The 21,727-nt window shown below is 39.8% G+C and carries 23 protein-coding genes; 7 read left to right on the forward strand and 16 right to left on the reverse strand.

Annotation, left to right across the window (positions count from 1 at the left end; genetic code table 11):
- Positions 1-49: 49 nt before the first annotated feature.
- The 4 genes from J6836_RS06975 to J6836_RS06990 form a co-directional block, all read right to left on the reverse strand.
- The gene (locus tag J6836_RS06975) at positions 50-1,522 is read right to left on the reverse strand and encodes a type II and III secretion system protein (RefSeq protein ID WP_219247970.1); all 1,473 of its coding nucleotides are present in this window, start codon (positions 1,520-1,522) and stop codon (positions 50-52) included.
- Between the two features lie 15 nt (positions 1,523-1,537).
- Positions 1,538-1,978, reverse strand: coding sequence for a TcpQ domain-containing protein (locus tag J6836_RS06980; protein ID WP_219247972.1), 441 nt, complete (start codon positions 1,976-1,978; stop codon positions 1,538-1,540).
- 27 nt (positions 1,979-2,005) lie between these two features.
- Positions 2,006-3,616: a type II secretion system protein gene (locus J6836_RS06985; protein WP_219247974.1), complete on the reverse strand. Its 1,611-nt coding sequence runs from the start codon at positions 3,614-3,616 to the stop codon at positions 2,006-2,008.
- A 64-nt stretch (positions 3,617-3,680) separates the two neighbouring features.
- Positions 3,681-4,400, reverse strand: coding sequence for a type IV pilus major pilin (locus J6836_RS06990; protein ID WP_219247976.1), 720 nt, complete (start codon positions 4,398-4,400; stop codon positions 3,681-3,683).
- Between the two features lie 586 nt (positions 4,401-4,986).
- Between J6836_RS06990 and J6836_RS06995 the strand changes: the two genes are divergently transcribed.
- Positions 4,987-5,238, forward strand: coding sequence for a hypothetical protein (locus J6836_RS06995; RefSeq protein WP_219247978.1), 252 nt, complete (start codon positions 4,987-4,989; stop codon positions 5,236-5,238).
- 118 nt (positions 5,239-5,356) lie between these two features.
- On the opposite strand, the gene J6836_RS07000 is transcribed toward J6836_RS06995, so the two are convergent.
- Complete coding sequence (locus J6836_RS07000; RefSeq protein ID WP_442959468.1) at positions 5,357-5,614, reverse strand: DUF3811 domain-containing protein; 258 nt, start codon at positions 5,612-5,614, stop codon at positions 5,357-5,359.
- Between the two features lie 194 nt (positions 5,615-5,808).
- Between J6836_RS07000 and mnmH the strand changes: the two genes are divergently transcribed.
- The 4 genes from mnmH (at position 5,809) to J6836_RS07020 (ending at position 9,207) form a co-directional block, all read left to right on the forward strand.
- The gene (gene mnmH / locus J6836_RS07005) at positions 5,809-6,894 is read left to right on the forward strand and encodes a tRNA 2-selenouridine(34) synthase MnmH (RefSeq protein WP_219249421.1); all 1,086 of its coding nucleotides are present in this window, start codon (positions 5,809-5,811) and stop codon (positions 6,892-6,894) included.
- A gap of 166 nt (positions 6,895-7,060) precedes the next feature.
- Positions 7,061-7,810, forward strand: coding sequence for a molybdate ABC transporter substrate-binding protein (gene modA / locus J6836_RS07010; protein ID WP_219247981.1), 750 nt, complete (start codon positions 7,061-7,063; stop codon positions 7,808-7,810).
- Between the two features lie 16 nt (positions 7,811-7,826).
- On the forward strand, positions 7,827-8,606 hold the full coding sequence (locus tag J6836_RS07015; RefSeq protein WP_255586402.1) for an ABC transporter permease: 780 nt from the start codon (positions 7,827-7,829) through the stop codon (positions 8,604-8,606).
- Between the two features lie 97 nt (positions 8,607-8,703).
- Positions 8,704-9,207 carry an ATP-binding cassette domain-containing protein gene (locus tag J6836_RS07020; RefSeq protein WP_255586343.1) on the forward strand — a complete coding sequence of 168 codons (504 nt, stop codon included), beginning with the start codon at positions 8,704-8,706 and terminating at the stop codon, positions 9,205-9,207.
- Positions 9,208-9,244: 37 nt separating this feature from the next.
- Here the strand turns inward: J6836_RS07020 and J6836_RS07025 are convergent, their stop codons facing one another.
- The gene (locus tag J6836_RS07025) at positions 9,245-9,655 is read right to left on the reverse strand and encodes a hypothetical protein (RefSeq protein WP_219247985.1); all 411 of its coding nucleotides are present in this window, start codon (positions 9,653-9,655) and stop codon (positions 9,245-9,247) included.
- A 76-nt stretch (positions 9,656-9,731) separates the two neighbouring features.
- Positions 9,732-12,407 (reverse strand): pyruvate dehydrogenase (acetyl-transferring), homodimeric type, encoded by a 2,676-nt coding sequence (gene aceE, locus J6836_RS07030; RefSeq protein ID WP_219247986.1) that lies wholly within the window; start codon positions 12,405-12,407, stop codon positions 9,732-9,734.
- Between the two features lie 195 nt (positions 12,408-12,602).
- Between aceE and J6836_RS07035 the strand changes: the two genes are divergently transcribed.
- Positions 12,603-13,040, forward strand: a complete 438-nt coding sequence (locus J6836_RS07035) for a MarR family winged helix-turn-helix transcriptional regulator (protein ID WP_219247988.1) — start codon at positions 12,603-12,605, stop codon at positions 13,038-13,040.
- Between the two features lie 38 nt (positions 13,041-13,078).
- Here the strand turns inward: J6836_RS07035 and J6836_RS07040 are convergent, their stop codons facing one another.
- From J6836_RS07040 to J6836_RS07060, 5 genes are all read right to left on the reverse strand, one after another.
- Positions 13,079-14,122 (reverse strand): transketolase-like TK C-terminal-containing protein, encoded by a 1,044-nt coding sequence (locus tag J6836_RS07040; protein ID WP_219247990.1) that lies wholly within the window; start codon positions 14,120-14,122, stop codon positions 13,079-13,081.
- A gap of 83 nt (positions 14,123-14,205) precedes the next feature.
- Entirely contained in the window at positions 14,206-14,850 is a 645-nt protein-coding gene (locus tag J6836_RS07045; protein WP_219247992.1) for a LysE family transporter, read from the reverse strand.
- Positions 14,851-14,964: 114 nt separating this feature from the next.
- Positions 14,965-15,426 carry a YaiI/YqxD family protein gene (locus tag J6836_RS07050; protein ID WP_219247993.1) on the reverse strand — a complete coding sequence of 154 codons (462 nt, stop codon included), beginning with the start codon at positions 15,424-15,426 and terminating at the stop codon, positions 14,965-14,967.
- 169 nt (positions 15,427-15,595) lie between these two features.
- Entirely contained in the window at positions 15,596-16,087 is a 492-nt protein-coding gene (locus J6836_RS07055; protein WP_219247995.1) for a GNAT family N-acetyltransferase, read from the reverse strand.
- Positions 16,088-16,132: 45 nt separating this feature from the next.
- Positions 16,133-17,353 (reverse strand): MFS transporter, encoded by a 1,221-nt coding sequence (locus tag J6836_RS07060; RefSeq protein WP_219247996.1) that lies wholly within the window; start codon positions 17,351-17,353, stop codon positions 16,133-16,135.
- 109 nt (positions 17,354-17,462) lie between these two features.
- Between J6836_RS07060 and J6836_RS07065 the strand changes: the two genes are divergently transcribed.
- A complete protein-coding gene (locus J6836_RS07065; RefSeq protein WP_219247997.1) occupies positions 17,463-18,044 on the forward strand; it encodes a TetR/AcrR family transcriptional regulator in 582 nt (193 codons plus the stop codon).
- Here the strand turns inward: J6836_RS07065 and J6836_RS07070 are convergent.
- From J6836_RS07070 to J6836_RS07085, 4 genes are all read right to left on the reverse strand, one after another.
- Positions 18,041-18,802 (reverse strand): DUF4184 family protein, encoded by a 762-nt coding sequence (locus J6836_RS07070; RefSeq protein ID WP_219247998.1) that lies wholly within the window; start codon positions 18,800-18,802, stop codon positions 18,041-18,043. The genes J6836_RS07065 and J6836_RS07070 overlap by 4 nt on opposite strands.
- 120 nt (positions 18,803-18,922) lie before the next feature.
- On the reverse strand, positions 18,923-19,948 hold the full coding sequence (locus tag J6836_RS07075) for a threonine aldolase family protein (RefSeq protein ID WP_219247999.1): 1,026 nt from the start codon (positions 19,946-19,948) through the stop codon (positions 18,923-18,925).
- A 168-nt stretch (positions 19,949-20,116) separates the two neighbouring features.
- Complete coding sequence (gene alkB, locus J6836_RS07080; protein ID WP_219248001.1) at positions 20,117-20,752, reverse strand: DNA oxidative demethylase AlkB; 636 nt, start codon at positions 20,750-20,752, stop codon at positions 20,117-20,119.
- Positions 20,753-20,810: 58 nt separating this feature from the next.
- A complete protein-coding gene (locus J6836_RS07085; protein WP_219248003.1) occupies positions 20,811-21,668 on the reverse strand; it encodes an EamA family transporter in 858 nt (285 codons plus the stop codon).
- Positions 21,669-21,727 lie beyond the last annotated feature (59 nt).

The following is a 21,727-nucleotide window of genomic DNA, read 5'->3' on the forward strand; positions in this document are numbered from 1 at the left end:
TACCGTTAATTGTCAGTTTGTTTTTTAATAATTCATTTAATGTCATAACTTACTCATTAATTGAAAAATAATTGTCTATTCCAACAATCATGATTACCGTTGAGTTTGCATCCTCGCCATTTAATATTCCTGAGAAAATTCCAGCTTGTTGCATATCGGAATCACTATCTTCATCATATTTACCAACGATAAGCAGGTCGCCAGGTTTAATTGTAGAAGTATTAAACATTTCAGTTGTCGTAAAATTCGGTAACTGCACGCTATCAAATTTATCAATACTGATTAAGTTTTTACGTGTAAAGCCGCTTGCTACCTCGATTTTACCGTCAGATAATGCTCTTGGTGTGATAATAAAACTGCTCCCAGTGACAATTTGATCTGTCGTCAACTGGCTTTCGGTAATATCCATATTCGCATTTTTGGTGCTCGTCACACCCGAGACATAGTGATGTGTTTTTGTTAGGTTCAACGGTATTGGCATATTATTGCGCGTAATAAATGATCCACTTTGCAATATTTTGCTACCCGTTAACTTATAGACCGCATCCAACTGACTCGCTAAGCGAAATTTGGCGTCTTCTCCACCATGGAAATTAGAATTCGCATTTAATTTACCAGTAAGTTTTGTCAGTAAATGCTGATTAAAACCGATTTGCGTACCACCACTATTATAAGAAAATCCTAATTCAGCTTCGAGATTTTTTGATTTTCCCTTGTCTATAATATAAATTTTATAACTAACAACAAATTGACGGTTATTGGCTTGTTTATACTGCTCTAATACTTTACTTACATGCTCATATTCAGATTGACGACCCACAAATGTCAAAATTGATGAATCTTGGAAGATATTATAAACACCCGATGAAATATACTTGTCCATCATGTCTTTTACATCCTCCCAAAAGGAAGATTTAAAAGATGTTGTCGATTTACCTTTCAGCCCGCTTGCAGTCGCAGCATCATTATTTGAGATATCTAAACTTGCCTCATAATTGTTGTCCTTGCCATAATAATCTAAGCTGATTGCATAATTACTGTATAAATTCACCTCGAGTAGATTATTTTTCTTAAGTTGTATATTTACATCATATAAATTAGATAGATAACTAATGAATTCTTTTAAATCACCATTGAAGTTAATTGTATAAACCGTATTCTTTAGTATCTCCTCTCCTGCAACTTGGTTTTCAGCTTCACCTGATGTGTTAGCATCGATTTTATACGTAATTTCCATCTGTTCGCCAAGCATTTCCATTACTGTATAAATATTAATCGGTGAATAAGAGGTTAATGATATTTCCTTATCCAATATTTTCTTTTGCTGGCGATCGTAGTCAACTTCCTTACCCAAATAAGGTGAGTCTAATGACATAAACGCATTTTGCTTACTATCATTGATGTCCTGTAACCCCGTTACACGGTCGAACAGTTCTTTTTCATCATATTTTTCTTCAAAAAAGCTGCTGCATCCTTGAACAAAAAAAGGAATTAATAACAAAATGATTTTATTTAGTTTCATTGCTGTTTCTACTTATTAATTGTCTATAACAAGAACATTGTTTTTTTCATAAAATTTGAGGTAAAAACCTGCCTTTTGGTAAGATAACTGCTTACCCAGCTTTTCCATAACCTCAATTTTATTCTTACCTTCAATTTTAATTTCGTTAAAAACGACAATATCTTTTGGACTATTCCATATAAAATCTATCCCATTATATTTAGCCCACTCTTCAACACTTTGGCTTAAAAGCTCATTCTTTTTTAATACCAATTCACTCAAAAAATCAATTTGGTTTGGCGATTTTCCTTCAATTTTTTCCTGGTTTAGTTGTGTATTAAGTTGAGGCGTATTCGTAATGGCTTTTATTTCTTTCATGGGTTTTAAATTAATCCACTCTTGCACTTCTATATCTGTGTTTGCAAAACTGTTTAGCGTAAAACCGCATAACATAATCAAATAATTATATTTCTTCATACTTATACCTTTTTAATCATAAGCTGCTCAATAATCCCCTTTGATTGAGCTGTACCATTCGACTGCCATAATGGAAAGCGACTTTGGGTTAATATATGTTTTTGATTTTCCTTCAGCTGGATGATTAACACCTAAAGAAGCGCTAATTATCCAAACATTTTTACCACCAATAAAAGTATTACGAGGTTGTAAAACAACGCCAGCGGCGAGTCCCACATTCGTGATTTTATTTTTCCGTGTGCTATATTCCTGACTAAGATCGATATCTAATTTTTTACTATCGTCGTATACAACGGGCATCATAGATGAAACTGCAACAGTCAATCTTGGCCATAGTCGCCTATTTTGCACGACTGGGCATATTTTTCGAGGAATGATAATTGTACCATTCTCCTTGCTGTCATCTCCTATATAGTCCTCATCCTTAATCATTTGGCTGTCATTATTGCTGAAATTGTGATAACTCACTTCAGGAACAGTCCGGTATTCTTTTACTAAATTATTACCATCATAATGACTATCTTCGATAATAATATTTGCAACTAATGTACCTGTGACTTCGTTCCCTTTGCTATCAGTGTCCGTCAGCATAAAATTACTTTCAGGAAGGTACTGTGCATCTGTTATCGTAAATGTTGGATCCTGTTTTTTTAATGCCAAGCAAGTCGTTTTTGTTTTATTTTCTCTATCCCAGCAAAGTGCAGGCGCTTTTTTTTCATTGTCTGGATCGCCACTCGTTAATACCAGTGAGTTTTCATCTTTTGCCTTTATACACGGCCCATATTGACTTGTACTTGTATTCCAACATAATTTATCTGCATTAACGGAACCATCTGCTCTTAAAAATTTTCCTGCCTTAACATTAAAACTAAACCGAAGCCCATAAACAAAACTTGGATTGTTGACGAGCTCTGCATGGGATGCCAAATCGCCAAATTGTAGATTTTCATTATTTACTTTTATAAGCTCCCACCCCGAATTAGCTGTAGATTTATTTTTTTTAACAAAGCTTGCTTGTGTTAAGTACATGAATTTATTTTTAAATGCATCATTAAAATTACTGTAGTACGACTCAATATATAATCCCTGTTCGTCCTCAATAGGATGGTATAAAACGATAAAATCTACACGTTCAATTGTTTTTTTTAATTCATCGCCTACAAGGTCAACTCTTTCAATAGAGAATGCAGGGTTGTCAACGAGCAATGTATCCATCGTGCATTTTAAAAACTCTTTTTTTAATGATATTCCTAATAAACTCCCCTTGCATATTTCATCAGTAAATAGATTCCTATCACTGTTTACCGTCTGCCCCCAATTAAAATATTTACCATCTGTCGTGATTGCATCTTCGAGCTTATAATTACTCGTTCGCTTACTATAAACTATGTTTTTTTGCTCTTTTTGAAATAAAGGATTACGAACAAAATTATTATCTTCTTTTTCTAACTCATCATTATTAATGAAATCGATAAACCGATATAGCTCATCAACAACAGCATCTGAAATATGCTGTCTATGATTATCTTCAATTCGATTAATAATGAAACGACTCAGTGGGATCATTATTACTCCAATAATTCCAAGAACGACAATAACCTCGAGTAATGAATAACCAGCTATTCTATTATTTCTCATATTTTGTCTCTCGAACCTCCCTATTATTAGGGAGGTTCTTTAGCAAGTTATTATTGCCTATTGATTAACGGCTACCTAAAATTACCGCATTTTCAGGGCTATCAGTACATACGCTAGCAACTTGGTCTGGTGTAATATTAACATTACCGTCTGCATTTAATGTACGTAAAATATTCGTTGCAGGTACAACAGACATATCAACTGCTGATGTTACGCTATATGTGCCCGCTGCTGCTGAATCTACTGCAACATAATCCCACTGATTACCAACTTGGGAAATAATATTACGGCATTGGTCTTGGTTTAATCCATTAAGCTCAATCACAAAGCCTTTAAGACCTAAATCTCCTTGTGCCGCTGATGTTTTTGCTCCACCGATATTCAGAAAATCGTTCGAGATACTATTACGCGCTTCATCAATAGATAACTTACCTAATTGAACAAGGCGTGCAATGGGTTCTCCATTGGCAGTGTCTTTAATTGTATCGACTGTATACGTCGTTGCTGCACCCGTTGATACTGTGTAGCCAGCCGCTCGCTGATAAGCGTCTTTCATGGCGACTCTGACTGTATTGGTATTACTAACAACCTCAGAAATAGCACGGCTATCAAACGCACGCTGTGCTAATACCACAACACCAGCAGCAATTGTTCCTATAATTCCTAATACAATAATAATTTCTAATAGCGTCATACCCCTTTGTTTTTTAGCTTCATTCTTTTTTTGTGCTTTTTTAAGTAGTTTCATTTTTAAGCTCTGTGTCTGTTGATAGACTTTAAACATAGGTATTCCTTAAGAATTTAATCTAATTTAATTTGGTTTATTAATTTCAATGTTTATATTACTGATAAAGACTATATTAATTAAACTAATTACTTTTATTACTAATTAATTTCCTTCTAACTTCCTATCATTGCAATAATTATTAGTTTAAATTATCTCCCCGTCAATAAAGTTTTATTTAATGAAAATTTTCAATGGTGAATTTATTGTGAAATTAATTAACTTCCCCTTAATATTACATACACTGACTATATTAAAGGCATATATATTAAATAATAAAATCGTATCTATAAAAAATCCGATTAGGATTATTCCTAATGTCATTTAAATCAAAAGAAATATTCCCTTACATTATTTATTTCAATTCAATCACTATAAGCATATACAAATAAGTAATATTAATATATTTTACTCAATATTCGACTAAACACTCTTATTCTGGGTAATTGGTGCCTTGTAAATGCACTTTATTAAATTAGTTTAATACAGTGAAATAATTTTTAGTCGAACTACTACTTTTACTAAATAATATCGCTATAGCCTCAATAGTCTATGTGGCAAGTAGCTCTGATATGAGATTAATAATATGGCATATTCTAAATTAGTTTTTTCAGGTACATCTTTTACCTCTAATCATGAATCTACGCTGAATCAAAAAACAGGAAAAATGACTAAGCCTGATTTAAAAAAAGCAAAATTAATACAAGTCCCAATGATATATATAGATGCTTTTGAGAGTATCAAAAATGAGGGCTATACCTCGTTATCGTTCTCTTCTTACTTGATCGAAGCATTAAAGGAAAAAATAATTTGTGATGTTTCAAGGCTTGATTCGTAAACTATATTAATATTTAAAATATAAAAAAATCGCGTATCTCATGTTTAATGACATACGCGATTTTTTTATAAACTATTACACTAACAATTAAATAAACTACATTATTAATTCATTTAAGTTAGCGATAACCTCGTTTATGATTACTGGATGACCAACTGTATGTGGCATCACTCGGCACTAGTTTATCTTTTTTCTGTTGGGCTCTAATTTTTCGAGCTTCTTTATCAACTTCTTTAGAAATTTCCGCAATAATTTCTTTTTTAGCTTTCGCTTGCTCCGAGTTTGTTAATTCACGTTCTAATTTCTTACGTTCTTGTGCTAATCGTGTTCGTACTCGATTTTTTTGCGTTTCTGTCATTTCCTGGATAGTTAACATTTTCATTGTACAGCCCCTTACTCATGTTCAAATTCCAATTGGCAATATAACACTATTTCGAAAGCCATAATATGAAAAACTGTACTCATTATACCTTAATAGGCTTTTTTTTGATTCGGCAAGAGCTGTAAAAAATGTGGAATTAGGCGTATAGTATCGAGCATTGCTACTTGGATAAGCGTATTTTTATTATTATGGAATTAGCCCCTTCCCCCCAAAACATTCGCCAGATACTTGCCTCTGACACTCCTATTATTGATGTTCGTGCCCCCATTGAGTTTCAACAAGGTGCAATACCCACCGCGATAAATATTCCATTAATGAATGATGAAGAACGCGCTGCAGTTGGCACTTGTTATAAACAACATGGGTCACATAAAGCCGTAGAACTTGGTCATCAATTAGTCCGTGGTGAAATCAAAGCTGGCCGTATCGCCGCATGGCTAGCGGCTTGCCAACAATTTCCCAATGGCTTTATTTGTTGTGCTCGGGGAGGTATGCGTTCTCATATTGTACAAGCATGGCTTAAAGATAATGGCATTGATTACCCCCTCATAAACGGTGGTTATAAAGCACTTCGTCAAACAACCATTGATGCCATTAATGAGTTATCAATACGGACGACTATTTTAATCGGTGGATGTACGGGAAATGGTAAAACAACGCTAGTTCATAACCAGCCTGATGGTATTGATTTAGAAGGTATTGCTCACCACCGAGGGTCATCTTTTGGCCGTACATTGCAAGCACAATTTTCACAAGCTACTTTCGAAAACCACCTCGCTGTTGAAATGCTCAAAAAATCATCTAACCATACACGATGGGTGCTTGAAGACGAAGGTAGAGCAATTGGTGCAAACAGTCTCCCTATTATATTACGGGAACAAATGGAAAAAGCGACCATTGCCGTTATTGATGACCCATTTGAGTTACGCCTTGAACGGCTCAAACATGAATATTTTGACCGAATGACCCACGACTTTATTGATGCATATGGTGAAGAAATTGGATGGCAATATTACAGTGAATACCTCCACCACGGTTTGTTTGCAATCCGTAAACGTTTAGGTTCTCAACGCACCACTGAATTAACACATTTATTAGATACAGCACTAAAACATCAGCAAATTACGGGTGAAACACAATCACATTTTTCTTGGCTATGCCCATTGTTGAATGAATATTATGACCCTATGTATCGTTATCAATTAAGCCAAAAACAAGCGCGAATTATTTTTCAAGGCACTTATGGCGAAGTTGAGCAGTGGCTCAATCAATAATTACCGAAAAATCAGATTTGGCTTTAGGTTCATTCGACTGATAAGCCAACTAATCATTGAATTCTCAAATAGCTTAATGAATATCAAAACTTACGCAGTTGTGCCTTGCTTAACTTAGCTTGATTCCTCATTATATGTTTTTTTATATAACGATAACGAGGTACTCATGCGTCGTCTTTTACTCTCTTCATTATTTGTCTGTTTTACATTTCCCCAAGCTATGGCTGCTCAGCTTCATATGTACGCTGGAGCAGGTTTGCGCCCGCCGATTGAAAAAGTAATCGAAAAATTCGAAAAAGAAACAGGCAACACTGTCACTGTTGAGTATGGCGGTTCGGGGCAAATTTTGACGCGCTTTGAGTTAACTCAACAAGGGGATTTATTTTTCCCAGGCTCTGAAGATTATGTGGAAAAGCTACAAGCCAAATCACTGGCCACTGACGCTTACCCTATCGTTCGCCATATTCCTGTTGTTGCTGTGCGAAAAGACAAATCACAAGGAATAGCCACTATTGAAGATCTCGCCAAAAGCAATTTGCGTCTAGGTATGGGCGACCCGAAAGCTATCGCTCTAGGCCGCAGTGGTGAACTGTTACTCGATGCAAGCGGTTATGGCGATCAATTACGCGATAAAGTGATAGTGCGCGCCGCAACAATTAAACACCTGTCCATGTATTTGCTCAATGGCGAAGTGGATGCAGCAATTATTGGCTGTGCCGATGCAATGAAAAATCAGGACAAATTACTTGTATTACCTTCCCCAGAAGGTAGCCCTGAAGAAATTGCCACCATTGCAGTATTAAGCACCAGCGCTGCGCCAAAAGAGGCCAAATTATTGGCTGAGTATTTTGCTGCGCCTGAAGGTATCAAAGCCTTTACAGACTACGGTTTTTTACCTGTTACCACTAAAAAATAATTCCCATATGTACCCCATCATGAAGTGGGCACTTGTGCCCCTATTGCTCTTATTACTCTTGATTGTCGGGTCATTGACGGCGTTGCTGTTTCAGCTCACGCCGTCACTGCTTTCACAATTAATTGCTGAGCCTGAGTTCCATTTCGCGATTTTAATGTCCCTTGCTACGTCCTTGACGTCATTATTTTTCGCATTCTTAATAGCTATTCCTGCAGCTTGGGTGATGACACGCAGCGAATTTTTCGGCAAACGTGCAGTGGATGCGCTGTTTGACTTGCCCCTCGTCACCCCACCGTTAGTCATTGGGATAGGCTTATTGCTACTTTTAGGTAGCCAAGGGCCATTTTCCGTGATTTTCCCAGAACTCAGCCGTTGGTTATTTTCCCCTCTCGGTGTGATTATTGCGCAAACCTATGTAGCAAGTGCAGTGCTTTATCGCTCTGCACAAGGGGCATTTGCCGCCATTGACCCTGCATTTGTCAGAACAGGGTTAAATTTGGGGTTATCTCCCGCGAAAACATTAATTTTGGTTGAGATCCCGCTTTGTTGGCAAGGTTTAATGAGCGGCGGTATATTAGCCTACTCACGGGCATTGGGGGAATTCGGAGCCACCTTAATGTTGGCTGGGGCAACTCGCTTTAAAACAGAAACTTTGCCCATGGCAATTTATTTGAATATTGCCAGCGGGGATTTTTCACTCGCACTTGGGTGTGCTCTGATTTTAATGGCATTAGCGGTTGTGCTGTTGCTTGCACTTCACCGTTTAAAAAGGCGGAAAACCCATGCTAAACCTTGAGAATATTCACGCGGGAATTTTAAAAAAAGTGACACTGTCACTTTAAGAGGGCTATTGTACCGCGATTTGTGGCCCCTCTGGTAGTGGGAAAACCACGTTGCTCAATTGCATAGCAGGCTATCAACGTTATCAAGGCGATATTTATTACCAAGGTAACTTATTGAATAAATTGCCCATTTGGCAGCGCCCTTGCCGCTATCTTAACCAGCGTTTGTATTTATTTCCGTGGTTGAATGTAATGAACAATCTCCGTTTAGCCCAGTATGCAGCTAAAATCCCCAGAGATAAGCAACACATTATCGCTTTGTTAGATAAAATGAATATTGCTCACTTGGCCAACCGTTACCCCTATGAAATCTCAGGCGGAGAACAACAACGAGTTGCTCTTGCCCGCGCGATGATTTCATCGCCATCTTTGCTCTTATTGGATGAACCGTTTTCCAGCTTAGATTGGCAAACAAGGGAGCAACTTTGGTCGCAAGTGAATCAATTAAAACAAGATGGTGTCACTATTTTATTAGTCACTCATGAACCTAAAGAAGCGGCTGCATTGGCGGAATACCACGTTGCCATAGAAAATGGCAATATACTCCAGTGTTAGCAAAAAGAGGCTTAGGCCTCTTTTTTGTCTTTCTCGATTAGATAAAAACCACACCAACTAAATACAGCATCCCCATCACAAAACACACGGACGAGCTCACATACCAAAATAAATCACTGTTTCCTGCAAAACGCGCTTTTATCAATGGAAATAAAGCGGCTCGAAGTAAAAATACGGTCGCAATAGCGAACAAAATAGGCTGGTGAAACGGTAAAATTGGCTGCCCTAGCGCTGTTGTCAACGCATAAGCAGAGCATATAAGCAGGATAGTTCCGACAACAATGGCTGTAACATGCGGATACCAATGGCCTTTTTGCGCTTTTTCTACGATAGAGTTCCCTGCACCTAAAAAACGATACCCTTTTGCACCGAGAAACAAGCACGCAAAATGCAGTAATGCAGCGATAAATGTACAGAACGAACCGAGATATAATGCGATGTTGCTCATGTTAAGCCCTTGTTTGTCTGAATATAGCAGCAACGGGGATAATACCCCGCTGCGCTATACACATTCATTTATAAGGCTAGTTTATCGAATCAGGTGCAGGTTTATCCACATTTATCTCATAAAGTTGTAGCGCTCGGTTAACTTCTGAGCGAGCAATCAAACCTTCATCCGCTAATAATTTCAGTGCAGCCACCACAATAAAATGACGGTTGACCTCGAAGAATTCACGTAATGCCTCACGAGTGTCTGAACGCCCAAACCCGTCCGTACCTAATGAGATGAATTTTCTATCTGATACATAGGGTTTAATTTGGTCACCTACGATTTTCATGTAGTCCGTCGCAACCACCAATGGCCCTTTGTATGGCTCAATCATTTGCTGCACATATGGTTTTTTAGGCTCATCTTCAGGATGCAACATATTCCAACGCTCTACCTTCATCGCTTCGCGCCGTAATTCATTTAAGCTGGTCGCACTCCAAATGTCGCTATTCACCCCAAAGTCATTTGCTAAAAGCTCTGCCGCCGCAAGGGTTTCACGCATAATCGAACCACTAGACATCAACTGAACACGCGGGGAATTTTCAGGCACATTATCGTAGGATTTAAATAAATAAGCGCCTTTTAGAATGCCGTCTTCTACCCCTTCAGGCATGGCGGGTTGCGGGTAGCCCTCATTGAGTAGAGTGATGTAATAGTAAATGTCTTCATTATCAACGAACATGCGTTGCATGCCATTTTGAATAATTACAGCTAACTCATAGGCATAGGCTGGGTCATATGAAACGCAGCTTGGGATCACGGAAGATAAAACATGGCTGTGACCATCGTCATGCTGTAAGCCTTCACCCATTAAGGTGGTTCGCCCAGACGTTGCCCCCAGTAAAAAACCTTTGGTACGCGCATCTGCCGCAGCCCAAGCAAGGTCACCTACGCGCTGCAAACCAAACATAGAATAGAAAATATAGAAAGGAATGGTTGGCACATCATGGTTACTGTATGCCGTACCCGCAGCTATCCATGTAGAAATGGCCCCTGATTCGTTGATCCCCTCTTGCAGAATTTGCCCGTCTTTTGCCTCTTTATAGTAGCTTAATTGCCCTGCATCTTGTGGGGTATAAAGCTGGCCTAAATAGGAGTGAATGCCTATTTGACGGAATAGCCCTTCCATTCCAAAGGTTCTTGATTCATCAGGTACAATTGGCACCACCAGCTTGCCAACTTCGGCATCTTTAAGTAACACATTCAAAATGTTCACAAATGCCATCGTGGTGGACATATTTCGCTCCCCACTGCCTTTGAATAAATTGGCAAAACTGGCTAATGGCGGTATAGCCACAGGGCTTGTTTGGCCAAAACGTGCTGGAATATAGCCTCCCAGCACTTGGCGCGTGCTTTTAATATACAGGGCTTCTGCGCTATCAACTTCAGGTTTGAGATACGGAATTTCGTCTAATTGCTCATCTACCACAGGCAAATTGAGTTTGTCACGAAAAGCGCGAACCGCGTCTTGGCTCATTTTTTTTAGTTGATGATTGATGTTTTGCCCTTCACCCGCTTCCCCCATTCCAAAACCTTTCACAGTTTTAGCTAAAATGACGGATGGCTTGCCTTTGGTATTTACCGCTTGGTGATAAGCAGCGTAGACTTTTTCAGGGTCGTGTCCCCCACGGTGTAAATTCCAAATGTCGTCATCACTCATATCCGCCACAAGTGCGAGCAGCTCAGGGTATTTACCAAAAAAATGCTCACGGACATATGCACCACTTTGCGATTTGAAAGTTTGGTAATCACCATCTACACACTCCATCATTCGCTGCATCAATAAGCCAGAAGTGTCTTTTTCCAGTAATTTATCCCAAGCACTTCCCCAAATAACCTTAATAACATTCCAACCAGCCGCTTTAAATACAGACTCAAGCTCTTGAATAATTTTACTATTACCACGGACTGGACCATCGAGTCGTTGTAAATTGCAGTTGACGACAAATACGAGATTGTCCAGTTTTTCTCGCCCACCTAAGGAGATTGCCGCGATTGATTCAGGCTGATCCATCTCCCCATCACCAAGGAATGCCCAAACTTTACGGCCTTGATGTGGCTTGAGGTTACGATACTCAAGGTAACGCATATAACGCGCTTGATACGCAGCAGTTAATGGCCCGAGCCCCATCGACACTGTCGGGTACTGCCAAAAATCAGGCATTAAGCGTGGGTGAGGATAAGATGACAAGCCACGGCGGACAGATTCACGGCGAAAATTATCGAGTTGCTCTTCGTCAATTCGCCCTTCTAAATAAGCTCGACCATAAATTCCCGGTGCTGAGTGCCCTTGGATATACACCATATCCCCAGCAAAATCATCCGTTCTCCCCCTGAAAAAGTGTGTAAAACCAATATCGTATAACACTGCCGCGGATTGGTAGGTTGCAATATGCCCCCCCACATTAGAGTGTTTCCCCGCGCGGAGTACCATCGCCATCGCATTCCAACGAATATAGGCGTTTAATCGCCCTTCCGTTGCCAAATTACCCGGGTATTCAGGTTGGTTATGGACGGGAATACTATTGATATACGGTGTGGTTACAATGCTTTGAAAATCACCGTATTTTCGTTGATCCGCTTGCGCCATTTTGTTAAGTAAAAAATGTGCGCGCTCACGGCCATCAACTTCGGTAACGCCTTCATAAGACTCAAGCCATTCCGCGGTTTCCTGAGGATCGACATCTTTTTCTATTGTTGTGTGGTTCATACTTTCTCCCAAATCTACTTTCCCGTCAGGGCAGGTTTACGTCTCAAACCGGATCATTGACCTTGAATTGCAATTGCTATAGTTGCGATTACTATCATACCTAACGGTATAGTTGCATATGCAATAATGGTAAAAAAGACTTTATCCTTTTATAATTGCAATTGCAACTAACTCCCTTTAATCAAGAAAGGCCATATGAAAACTAAACAAGCGGATTTGTGGTTTTCCTTTGTCCGCGCACATCGGATCATCATCAGAAAAATCGAAACTAAACTTTCCGAAGCAAAATTGCCTATTTATGCGTGGTATGATGTTTTATGGGGCTTGGAAAGTGGCGAAAACGGAACGCGGCGAATGCATGAATTAGCGGATGTCGTGGTGATTGAACGCTATAACTTAACGCGTTTAATTGACCGCTTAGAAAAGGAAGGACTCGTCATTCGCTCTCGTTCGGACGATGACAGAAGAGCATCTTTTGCCACAATTACGGAAAAAGGCAAACAGCTTCGCAAACAGATGTGGGAAATCTACCGAGAAGTGGTTAAAACACATTTTCTCAGTCAATTTAGCGAAGCTGAAATCAATGATTTTGCCAATGCCCTTGATAAAGCCGCATTGAGTGCAAAAGACTAAATAAAGTGAGACGGTACCACCGACGATACCGTCACACCCTAGCGAGTTAGCCTTTCAATTGCGTCTTCATAAACAGCGACAGAAAGCTGATTTTCCTCATAAAGTTGCTTCAATGCACACAAGGCTATCCAATTTACTGATGGGTAAATAATCCCGTTTTTATCAATAGAATCAGAACCTAATGCCATAAACCCTCGAGGTATAAATGGTTTTATTTGCTTAGCGATATGGTGTGAGTAATCCGTTACCGCAATGATGGGTACCTTGGTATTACCTAAACAGAGGTTAAGGTGAGAAGACACAAACTGCTGTTTCGCATCAAACGCGAGTCGCGTATAACTTGGGCAACTCCACACTTCAGACTCAATACCCCATTGCTTTTTCAATAATTGGGCAGCTTGCTTAACCCTTTCGAGTGATTTTCCTGCCCCACACAATTGAATATCAATCTTTGGTGCACTACGTGATAACTGGTACATGCCTTTAAACGCCGCTATCGCTGCTTCTTCAGGTAAAGGCTCATTTACTTGATTAACACTGTGTAATGCCATATAGACCAATAACTTATCGCCATTTAAATACAAATGTGTCAATGCTTGTTGGGCGATAGCCGCGGCTTCTTGCGCATTCGCTATATCATAAGCTAGCCAATTTTCCATCGACGTAAGCTTTAATGGAAACCACGGATAGACCCCTTTAGGTAAATAGCTTTCACTCGTATCAATACAATTGAGGAAAATCCCTTTATGGTTTGTTTCAGTCTCTAGTGCACTTAACTGCTCAATTAAAGGTGTATTCACAAAGTAAAACAGGGGTTTTTCATACGTTTCTTGGCTATTAAACCAAATTGGCCACGCCGTTTCTTGCTGACCAGCAGCACCATTTTGATTAATAACCCAAATCGAAGCGTCCTTATGCTTAGTGTCGCCAATATGTTTAATCGCTTTATGAAGCAAACTTGTCGGAGAGCTTGGCAGGTTGGCGTTGTCATAAGCTACCTGATTAATTTGTTGTAAACACAAATTAGCTGCAGCTTGGGTTTGTGCCGTTGCTGCCGGCATTTTCATTGATTGGATAAACATTAGCGCTCCACCTTACTTTATAATTGCAATTGCAATGATTGTAGTTGCAATTATAAGATGAAGTCAAATGAAGCCTAACGCCATTATTTTTTAATAACAAGCTCAGTAACACCTTGGTAGATAAGCCTTGTCGCCAATGTTCCTAAAATCAACCCGACCACTTTCCCCACCACTTTATGGATACGGGAATAGCTCCGTCTAACCGATGAAAGAGAAAATGTTTGGCAGAGAATAATTCGCCATATCAATGAAGCCAACACGATCCCAAGCCAAATCACCAGTTTTGTCCATAATGGCGTTGAGGGAGAGATAGTGGTTGAGAAAATACTCATGAAAAACAGCACGGTTTGCGGATTTGAAAGATCGGAAATTAAACCACGGCGAAAATACACACCTTTCGGGAAATGTTCAGTAATATTCTCGGTGGATAAATTGAGTTGGGTTTTATTTTTAAAAACGCTAATCGCGTAATACAACAAATACAATCCGCCTAGTACTTTAATTAACGAAAACAACGCACCAAACTCTGACATTAAGGTTACAAGACCAAATAACCCAAGGCCAGAATAAATGGCATTACCTAAAACAACGCCATAACCGCAGGTCAGCCCCGCTTTTTTCCCTGAACTAAGCGTGGTTTGGACAACAATAAATAAATTGGCGCCAGGATTAAAAAACGTCAGTATAAATAAAAATAGAGTGATAATAATGCTATGTAACGGATCCATAATTTTGTCTTCGAAAATTTAGGGTTTTCCATTATAGGCACGAAATTATTATCAACTCTATTTCAAAATGCAGATTTACTGCACAAAATCAGGGTGATTATCCGACAAGTTGTATTATTGGCTTAACATTTTTTTTCGTTGTAATAACCATTTATCTAATTCATTTGCAAATTGCTGGCGATCCCGTTGGTTTAAACTTGCAGGGCCTCCAGTTTGCACGCCACTTGCCCGCATCGTATCCATAAAATCACGGATATTCAGACGCTCACGAATAGTTGCATCACTGTATCGTTCACCTCTAGGGTTCAAGGCGGACGCGCCCTTTTCCATCACTTCTGCGGCTAGAGGAATATCTGCAGTGATCACTAAATCCCCTTTTTGCGCACGAAGAACGATTTCATTATCTGCGACATCAAAGCCTGCGGGAACTTGTAAGGTTTTTAAAAAACGAGATGGCGGAACCGACAAGCGTTGGTTGGCAACAAATGTAATTTGCACATTTTCTCTGTCAGCTGCGCGATATAAAACTTCTTTGATAACTTTAGGACACGCATCCGCATCAACCCATATTTCCATTATTTTATCCAAAACTTAGCGGTATATTATGGGGATATCATAACACGATCACAGCAAGAAAAAGTACCGATGTGATTTGAGTAGTGTTTAATTAAACGTTATGTCGACCAAGTTTATCACTGATAATATTAGCAATTAATCTGAAATAAACTTGGTGATAATTGATAAACTAAAGCACCATGACCATTTCATGCCATGTCATTCCACCATGATCTGACTCAGAGGGTTTGACATATTGGTAACCAAAATGTTTATACAAATCAACGTGGCGTTCTTTGCACATTAGATGAATAGTTTCTTTGTTATTTTTTCGCATTAAAGCAATGAATTCTTTCATCAATAACGATGAATAGCCTTTTCCTTGGTGATTTGGGTGGATCACAACCGACATAATAACCACATTTGGCGCTTGTGCATCATGGCCGATGAGCTCTTTGAATTCTTCATCGGACATCACCACATCCCACGCACAGCCTGCATTAATGAAGCCAACGATTTCACCTGCCACCTCCATGCATAAAAAACCTTGTGGGTACTGCGCTATTCGCGTTGCGATTTTTTCTTTGGTTGCTGCCTCATCCCCTTCATATGACTCTATTTCAATGGCAAAACACGTTTCGACATCATGTAATGTCGCTTGTCTAAATACGGGGGGTTGCATTTAATAACCTCTTATTCTTTATTTGTACTTATTTTATTTTCCAAACTATGGGCAACTATTTTCGCACGTTTTCGTCATTTTTTGCAGCGCATTGAGTTGTAAATAACTTAATGCCGTGGACAATAGAACAAATACGCCTCCAATGATCGCCACAAGAAAAGCAGCATACAACCCATAAGTATCAACCATTTTTCCCGTCATCATTGCACCGATAGCCACACCAATATTTAACCCTGCGAGTAACCACGTCATTCCTTCTGTTAACCGATTTTGCGGAACGATATTTTCCACTAATGACATTGCAATAATCATGGTTGGTGCAAAGAAAAGCCCCGAAATAAACACTACAAGCGCGAGGGAATAAACGCCACCTACCCACCACATTGGCACAATAGATAAGAATGTCATAACCCCACTAATGAATAATAAGCGTGGTAATGGTGTTTTTAAATTGAGCGCCCCGAAAACCAAGCCCATCGCACAAGAACCTATCGCGTAAGCGGATAAAACTAAACTTGCCGCAGCGGGTTGCTGTTGTAATTGTGCGAGTGTGACACTTAATATATCCACCGAACCAACAATAACCCCTAATGCAATCATTAATGCGATCAGCAATTGTAAGCTTGTCATCGACAAAATCGATTTTTGCTTTGGTGTTAACATTTCCAAAGTGACAACATGGGGTTCTGTACTGCGTTGTTGCACAAGGAGCATCACACCCATCAGCAATAAAACAGCGGCAACCAACAAGCCCGCTTGCGGAAATAAAGCAACAGTCAACCCAACTGACAACGGCGGCCCTGCAATAAACGTCGCATCATCAAAAACAGTTTCAAGTGAATAAGCCGTTTGTAGGATAGGTTGCCCTTTATACAATGCCGTCCACCGTGCTCTTATCATAGCCGACATACTGGGCATCGCACCGGCTAAAAACGCGCCAATAAATAACCCTGCATTAGGTAATGCCAGCCACGTTGTCGTAACGAGCAACATAACTCCCAATAAGCTGATAAGCGTGACTACGGGTAACACTCGATACTGACCCAATTTATCAACTAATCGGGAAATTTGTGGCGACAGCAATGCGTAGGTAAGCACAAATGTTGCTGAAACTAACCCCGCTAACGTATAACTTCCCTTTAATTGTGCCAGCATAGTGATGATACCGATGCCCATCATCGGTAACGCGAGGCGAGCAAGTAACCCTGCGATAACAAAGCGCTGGCTTCCTTTAGCTTGGAAGAGTTCTTGATAGCGACTTAGCATGTAAGCTCCCTATGATAAATTCATTATACATACAACACGTATGTATAATAATGATATAATCATACACGGTGAATGTAAATAACGAGACTCCGTGTTTATAAGAGGTTTTATGGCAAGAAGAACGCAAGCTCAAATGGAAGAAACCCGCGAGCTTTTATTAACCACTGCACGAGAACACTTTAGCCGTTTGGGTTTTGCAGCAACCTCCATGGATGAAATTGCGGCAAGCGTTGATTTAACTCGAGGTGCTCTTTACCATCATTTTGGTGATAAAAAAGGTTTATTTACCGCTGTTGTTGAACAGATTGATAACGAAATGAATGGTCGGTTGCAAAAAATCTCTACCAATTCCACTAACCTGTGGAACAACTTCCGTCTACGCTGCCATGCCTATTTAGAAATGGCATTAGAGCCTGATTATCAACAGATTATCTTACGAGATGCCAAATCTGTTGTGGCTGAAGATCTTGCAAAATCAAATCTTAAATGCACTGAACAAGTCGATATCTTGCTACAGGAATTAATGAGCAAACAGATTATTGGCAATGTTAATACCCGCGCCCTTGCCTTTTTAATCAATGGCGGGCTTGCTGAATCTGCCTATTGGATTTCTCAGGCCAATAGCCAAGAACGTTTACAGCAAAGTATTCAAGCTATTGATAAAATCATTGATGGGTTACGCGAAAACTAATCGTTAGCTACCCTATTTTGTTTATATAAGGTATTGAGCCTATAGGCGAATAATAATACGATTAGCAAAAATACAGGTACCGTTAGCGTTAACTCTAAATAAACGAACCGATTGAAATTAAAACCATTTACTTTCGGCGTTAGCCAATAAGCTAAAGGCAACGTCGATACGCATGCAAGCCCACCAATCACAATTAATCGCTTTAACTTTTTCTTGTTTTCACTTTTAATTTCATTGGGCTGCATACGATGGAATTGAAAATATTGATAACACAGATAGGCTAATCCCCCCGCAGAACTAAGGTGCTGTAATAATTTATAAAACGCAATTTCTTGGCTATCAGACATCGCAAACAGCTTCATTTGCAAAAATGAAATTTCCCGTACAAATGCCCCTGATTCATGTGTAAAACTATCCCACATAATATGTGTTAATGCCCCGATATACAGTGAAATAAAGACAACTAACGTTTGTCGAATAGTGAGTTTATTCATAGTATGAATAGTAAAAGGGCTCATTCTATTCAACACGGGCGCCATTTTTTGCGTTAACCAATAAACTAATAAACACAGTGGCAACCCTGCATAAAACCAACCAATAGAATCATGGGCCATTGATGCGGCTTTGTACCACGTTAGCGAATAGAATAAGTCTGGGCTCAAGCTACCTAAAATAAGTGCAGGCAAACTTAACCAACGGAAATATTTGGCCTGTTTAATGGGAAAAACGACAGCGGGATGGGAAAACGTCCAAGGCATACTCGCGACCAACGCAATTGAATAAATATCAGGATAGTGCCGTTTTATTTGTAAAAACGATATACGAGAAATCGGAAAAATTTGCCCACAAATTCATGTGGGCTATAAAGCTAAGGTAAACTAGATGAGCGAATTGAAAGTTTGTTTCAACTTTTCAATATCTTGTGCCGTCGTTGACCAAGAGGTACAAAAACGTAGGCAGGTTGTGTCTGCTGTTGGCTGGCAAACTTTACTGACGACATAGTGAGCCAACACTTTATCACTTAGCGAGCTAGGTAAAATCACAAAAACTTGGTTTGATTCTACAGGTGCTAAAAAGCCGAACCCTTTTTCGCTAAAGAAATTGGCAAGTTCACTTGCAGCATCGTTGATTTGCTGACCTAACTTAAAATAAAGGTCGTCATTAAATAGTGCTTCAAACTGCGCAGCTAATAACCAGCCTTTAGCTTGTAACCCGCCTTTTTGCTTAATGCTATAACGAAAATCAGATTTTATCGCGGGGTTTAAAATCACTAAAATCTCACCAGTCAATGCCCCAATTTTTGTTCCACCGATGTAGAAAACATCCGTGAGTTGTGCGATATCTTCAATGGTTAAATCACTGACTGGGGACATCAAACCCGATGCTAGACGTGCTCCGTCCATAAATAGGAACAAACCATTTTCGTCGCAAATTTTACGCAGAGCAACTAGCTCCGCTTTGCGATACACCGTACCAATTTCAGTGGAGTTACTGATATAAACAACTTTTGGTTGAACTGAATGCTCATCGGGATGTTCAGACAATACTTTTTCAATATGCGCTGGTGTCAGTTTCCCAGAGCCAGATTCTACTGTGATAACTTTATGCCCAGATGCTTCAATCGCCCCTGTTTCGTGAACATCAATATGACCACCAACAACGGAGATCACCGCTTGGTGTGGACGTAAAATATGGGAAATCGTCGTTAAATTGGTGATCGTTCCGCCGTTAAAGAAATGGATATCCGCATTAGGCTGACCAATACGGTGTTTAACTTGCTCAGCAACTTGCTTGCACAGACCGTCTGTACCATAACCTGTAAAACGTTTCCCAGCTAAGTTGTTCAATGCTTCCATCACGTTAGGATGCGCAATTTCGTTATAATCATTTGTAAAGCTGTACATTAATTCACCCACTAATACCCTGTTATGTAAATAATTAGCTAATAGTTATAGAGATAACTAATTTATTATTCAACGATCTTTTTTATCGTTCACTGATACAATTTTATAGGTACACAAAAATAACAGCTACCAACGAAATTTGTAAACAAAACCAACGCTTATAAACCGTTACTTTTGTGAACGGCGAAATGTGAGATTAAAGCGGTATGGCCCCAGCAATGGGTGCTCACTCGCCTTTATGGTTCGAACACCATGGTAATTTAAACGGGATTTTCCACCCCAAACCAGCACATCCCCATGTTCCAGTGTCAGGGCTATTTTGGGCGCTTCACGTGTAACACCGCCAAAATCAAATATGCAGGGTAACCCTAATGAAAATGAAACAATCGGCTGTAAAAAATCCGCTTCGTCTTTATCTTGATGAAGTGATAGCTTAGTCCCCACAGCATATCGGTTAATCAAACAGGCATCTGGTTCAAACCCCAGAAAACCCGCTCTTTCTGCTGCTTCTTGGGCTAATTGGCGCAATATTATTGGCATGGGTTGCCAAGGTTGATTAGTGACAGGGTCACTATTTGTATAGCGATACCCTGTTTTATCAGTCACCCACCCCCAATCACCGCAATTGCTCATCGCAACTGACATGCGGTACCCTCCCGGGGTTTCCATATTTCTTAATGGAGATAGCAAAATAATGTCATTTAATGATTGTAATAACGCCTGACTATTGCCCAGTAAAAAACCTTTTAGCAAGAAAGCATTTGGTGCTATCTCAATGGTGTTTTCATCATCAGAAAATAACATATTCGATTATCTCATTAATTTAACCGTAGTCACTCATAATACGCAGTTAAACATCGCTTCACCGTGCTTTGAGTGCTTCTGCGCGCTGGCTCACCCAAACACTGCCTAAAATCACTATCATGCCAATAAATTGCAAGGTACTAAGCTGTTGATTAAGGTAAAACCACCCTAAAACCACGGCGCTAACCGGGCTAAGAAAACCTAACGATGCCACTGAACTCGGCCCTAACAACGCCAACCCGCGGAACCATAGTGCATAGGTTAATGCCCCACCAATTAAGGTTAAATAACTAAGCCCAATGATATTCACGGATGTTAACGTCGGCAATGCTGGCTCAAAAATGAAGGCAAATGGGAGTAAAATCAAACCGCCCGCAGTTAATTGCCACGATGTAAAAGTTAATGCGCTAACGGGAGGTTGCCAACGACGGCTCATAACCGTGCCCGCGGCCATTGAAAATGCCCCAGCCAAGCCAGCTATCACGCCAACCCAATCTAGCGCAGCTGTAGGTGTTAACAGCAAAATCGCCACACCAACAATTCCGCTAAGCGAAGCGATTACTGAAACACTGGACAAACGGTTATTCAATAACCAACGACTTAAAAACAGTACAATTAGTGGCTGTACAGCCCCCACCGTTGCGGCAACACCACCGGGTAGACGGTAAGCTGCAATAAACAATAACCACCAAAACAGTGAAAAGTTCAACGCCCCTAAAATAGCCACTCGCAACCACCAAATCCCTGAAGGTAGTTGGCGTAAAAGTAGCATCAACAACAACCCCGCAGGCAATGCACGTAAAACAGCCAATGTTAATGGTAAACCCGAGGGCAGCATTTCAGTCGTCACCAAATAGGTGCTTCCCCACACAATGGGGGCTAATGCAGTAAAACATAAAACAACATAGCGATTCATAGTTTGACCTTCAATATTTATCTTGATGTCAAGATAGTTTTTATTTACCTTGACGTCAA

The sequence above is a fragment of the Providencia sp. R33 genome, from assembly GCF_019343475.1.
Classification (GTDB): domain Bacteria; phylum Pseudomonadota; class Gammaproteobacteria; order Enterobacterales; family Enterobacteriaceae; genus Providencia.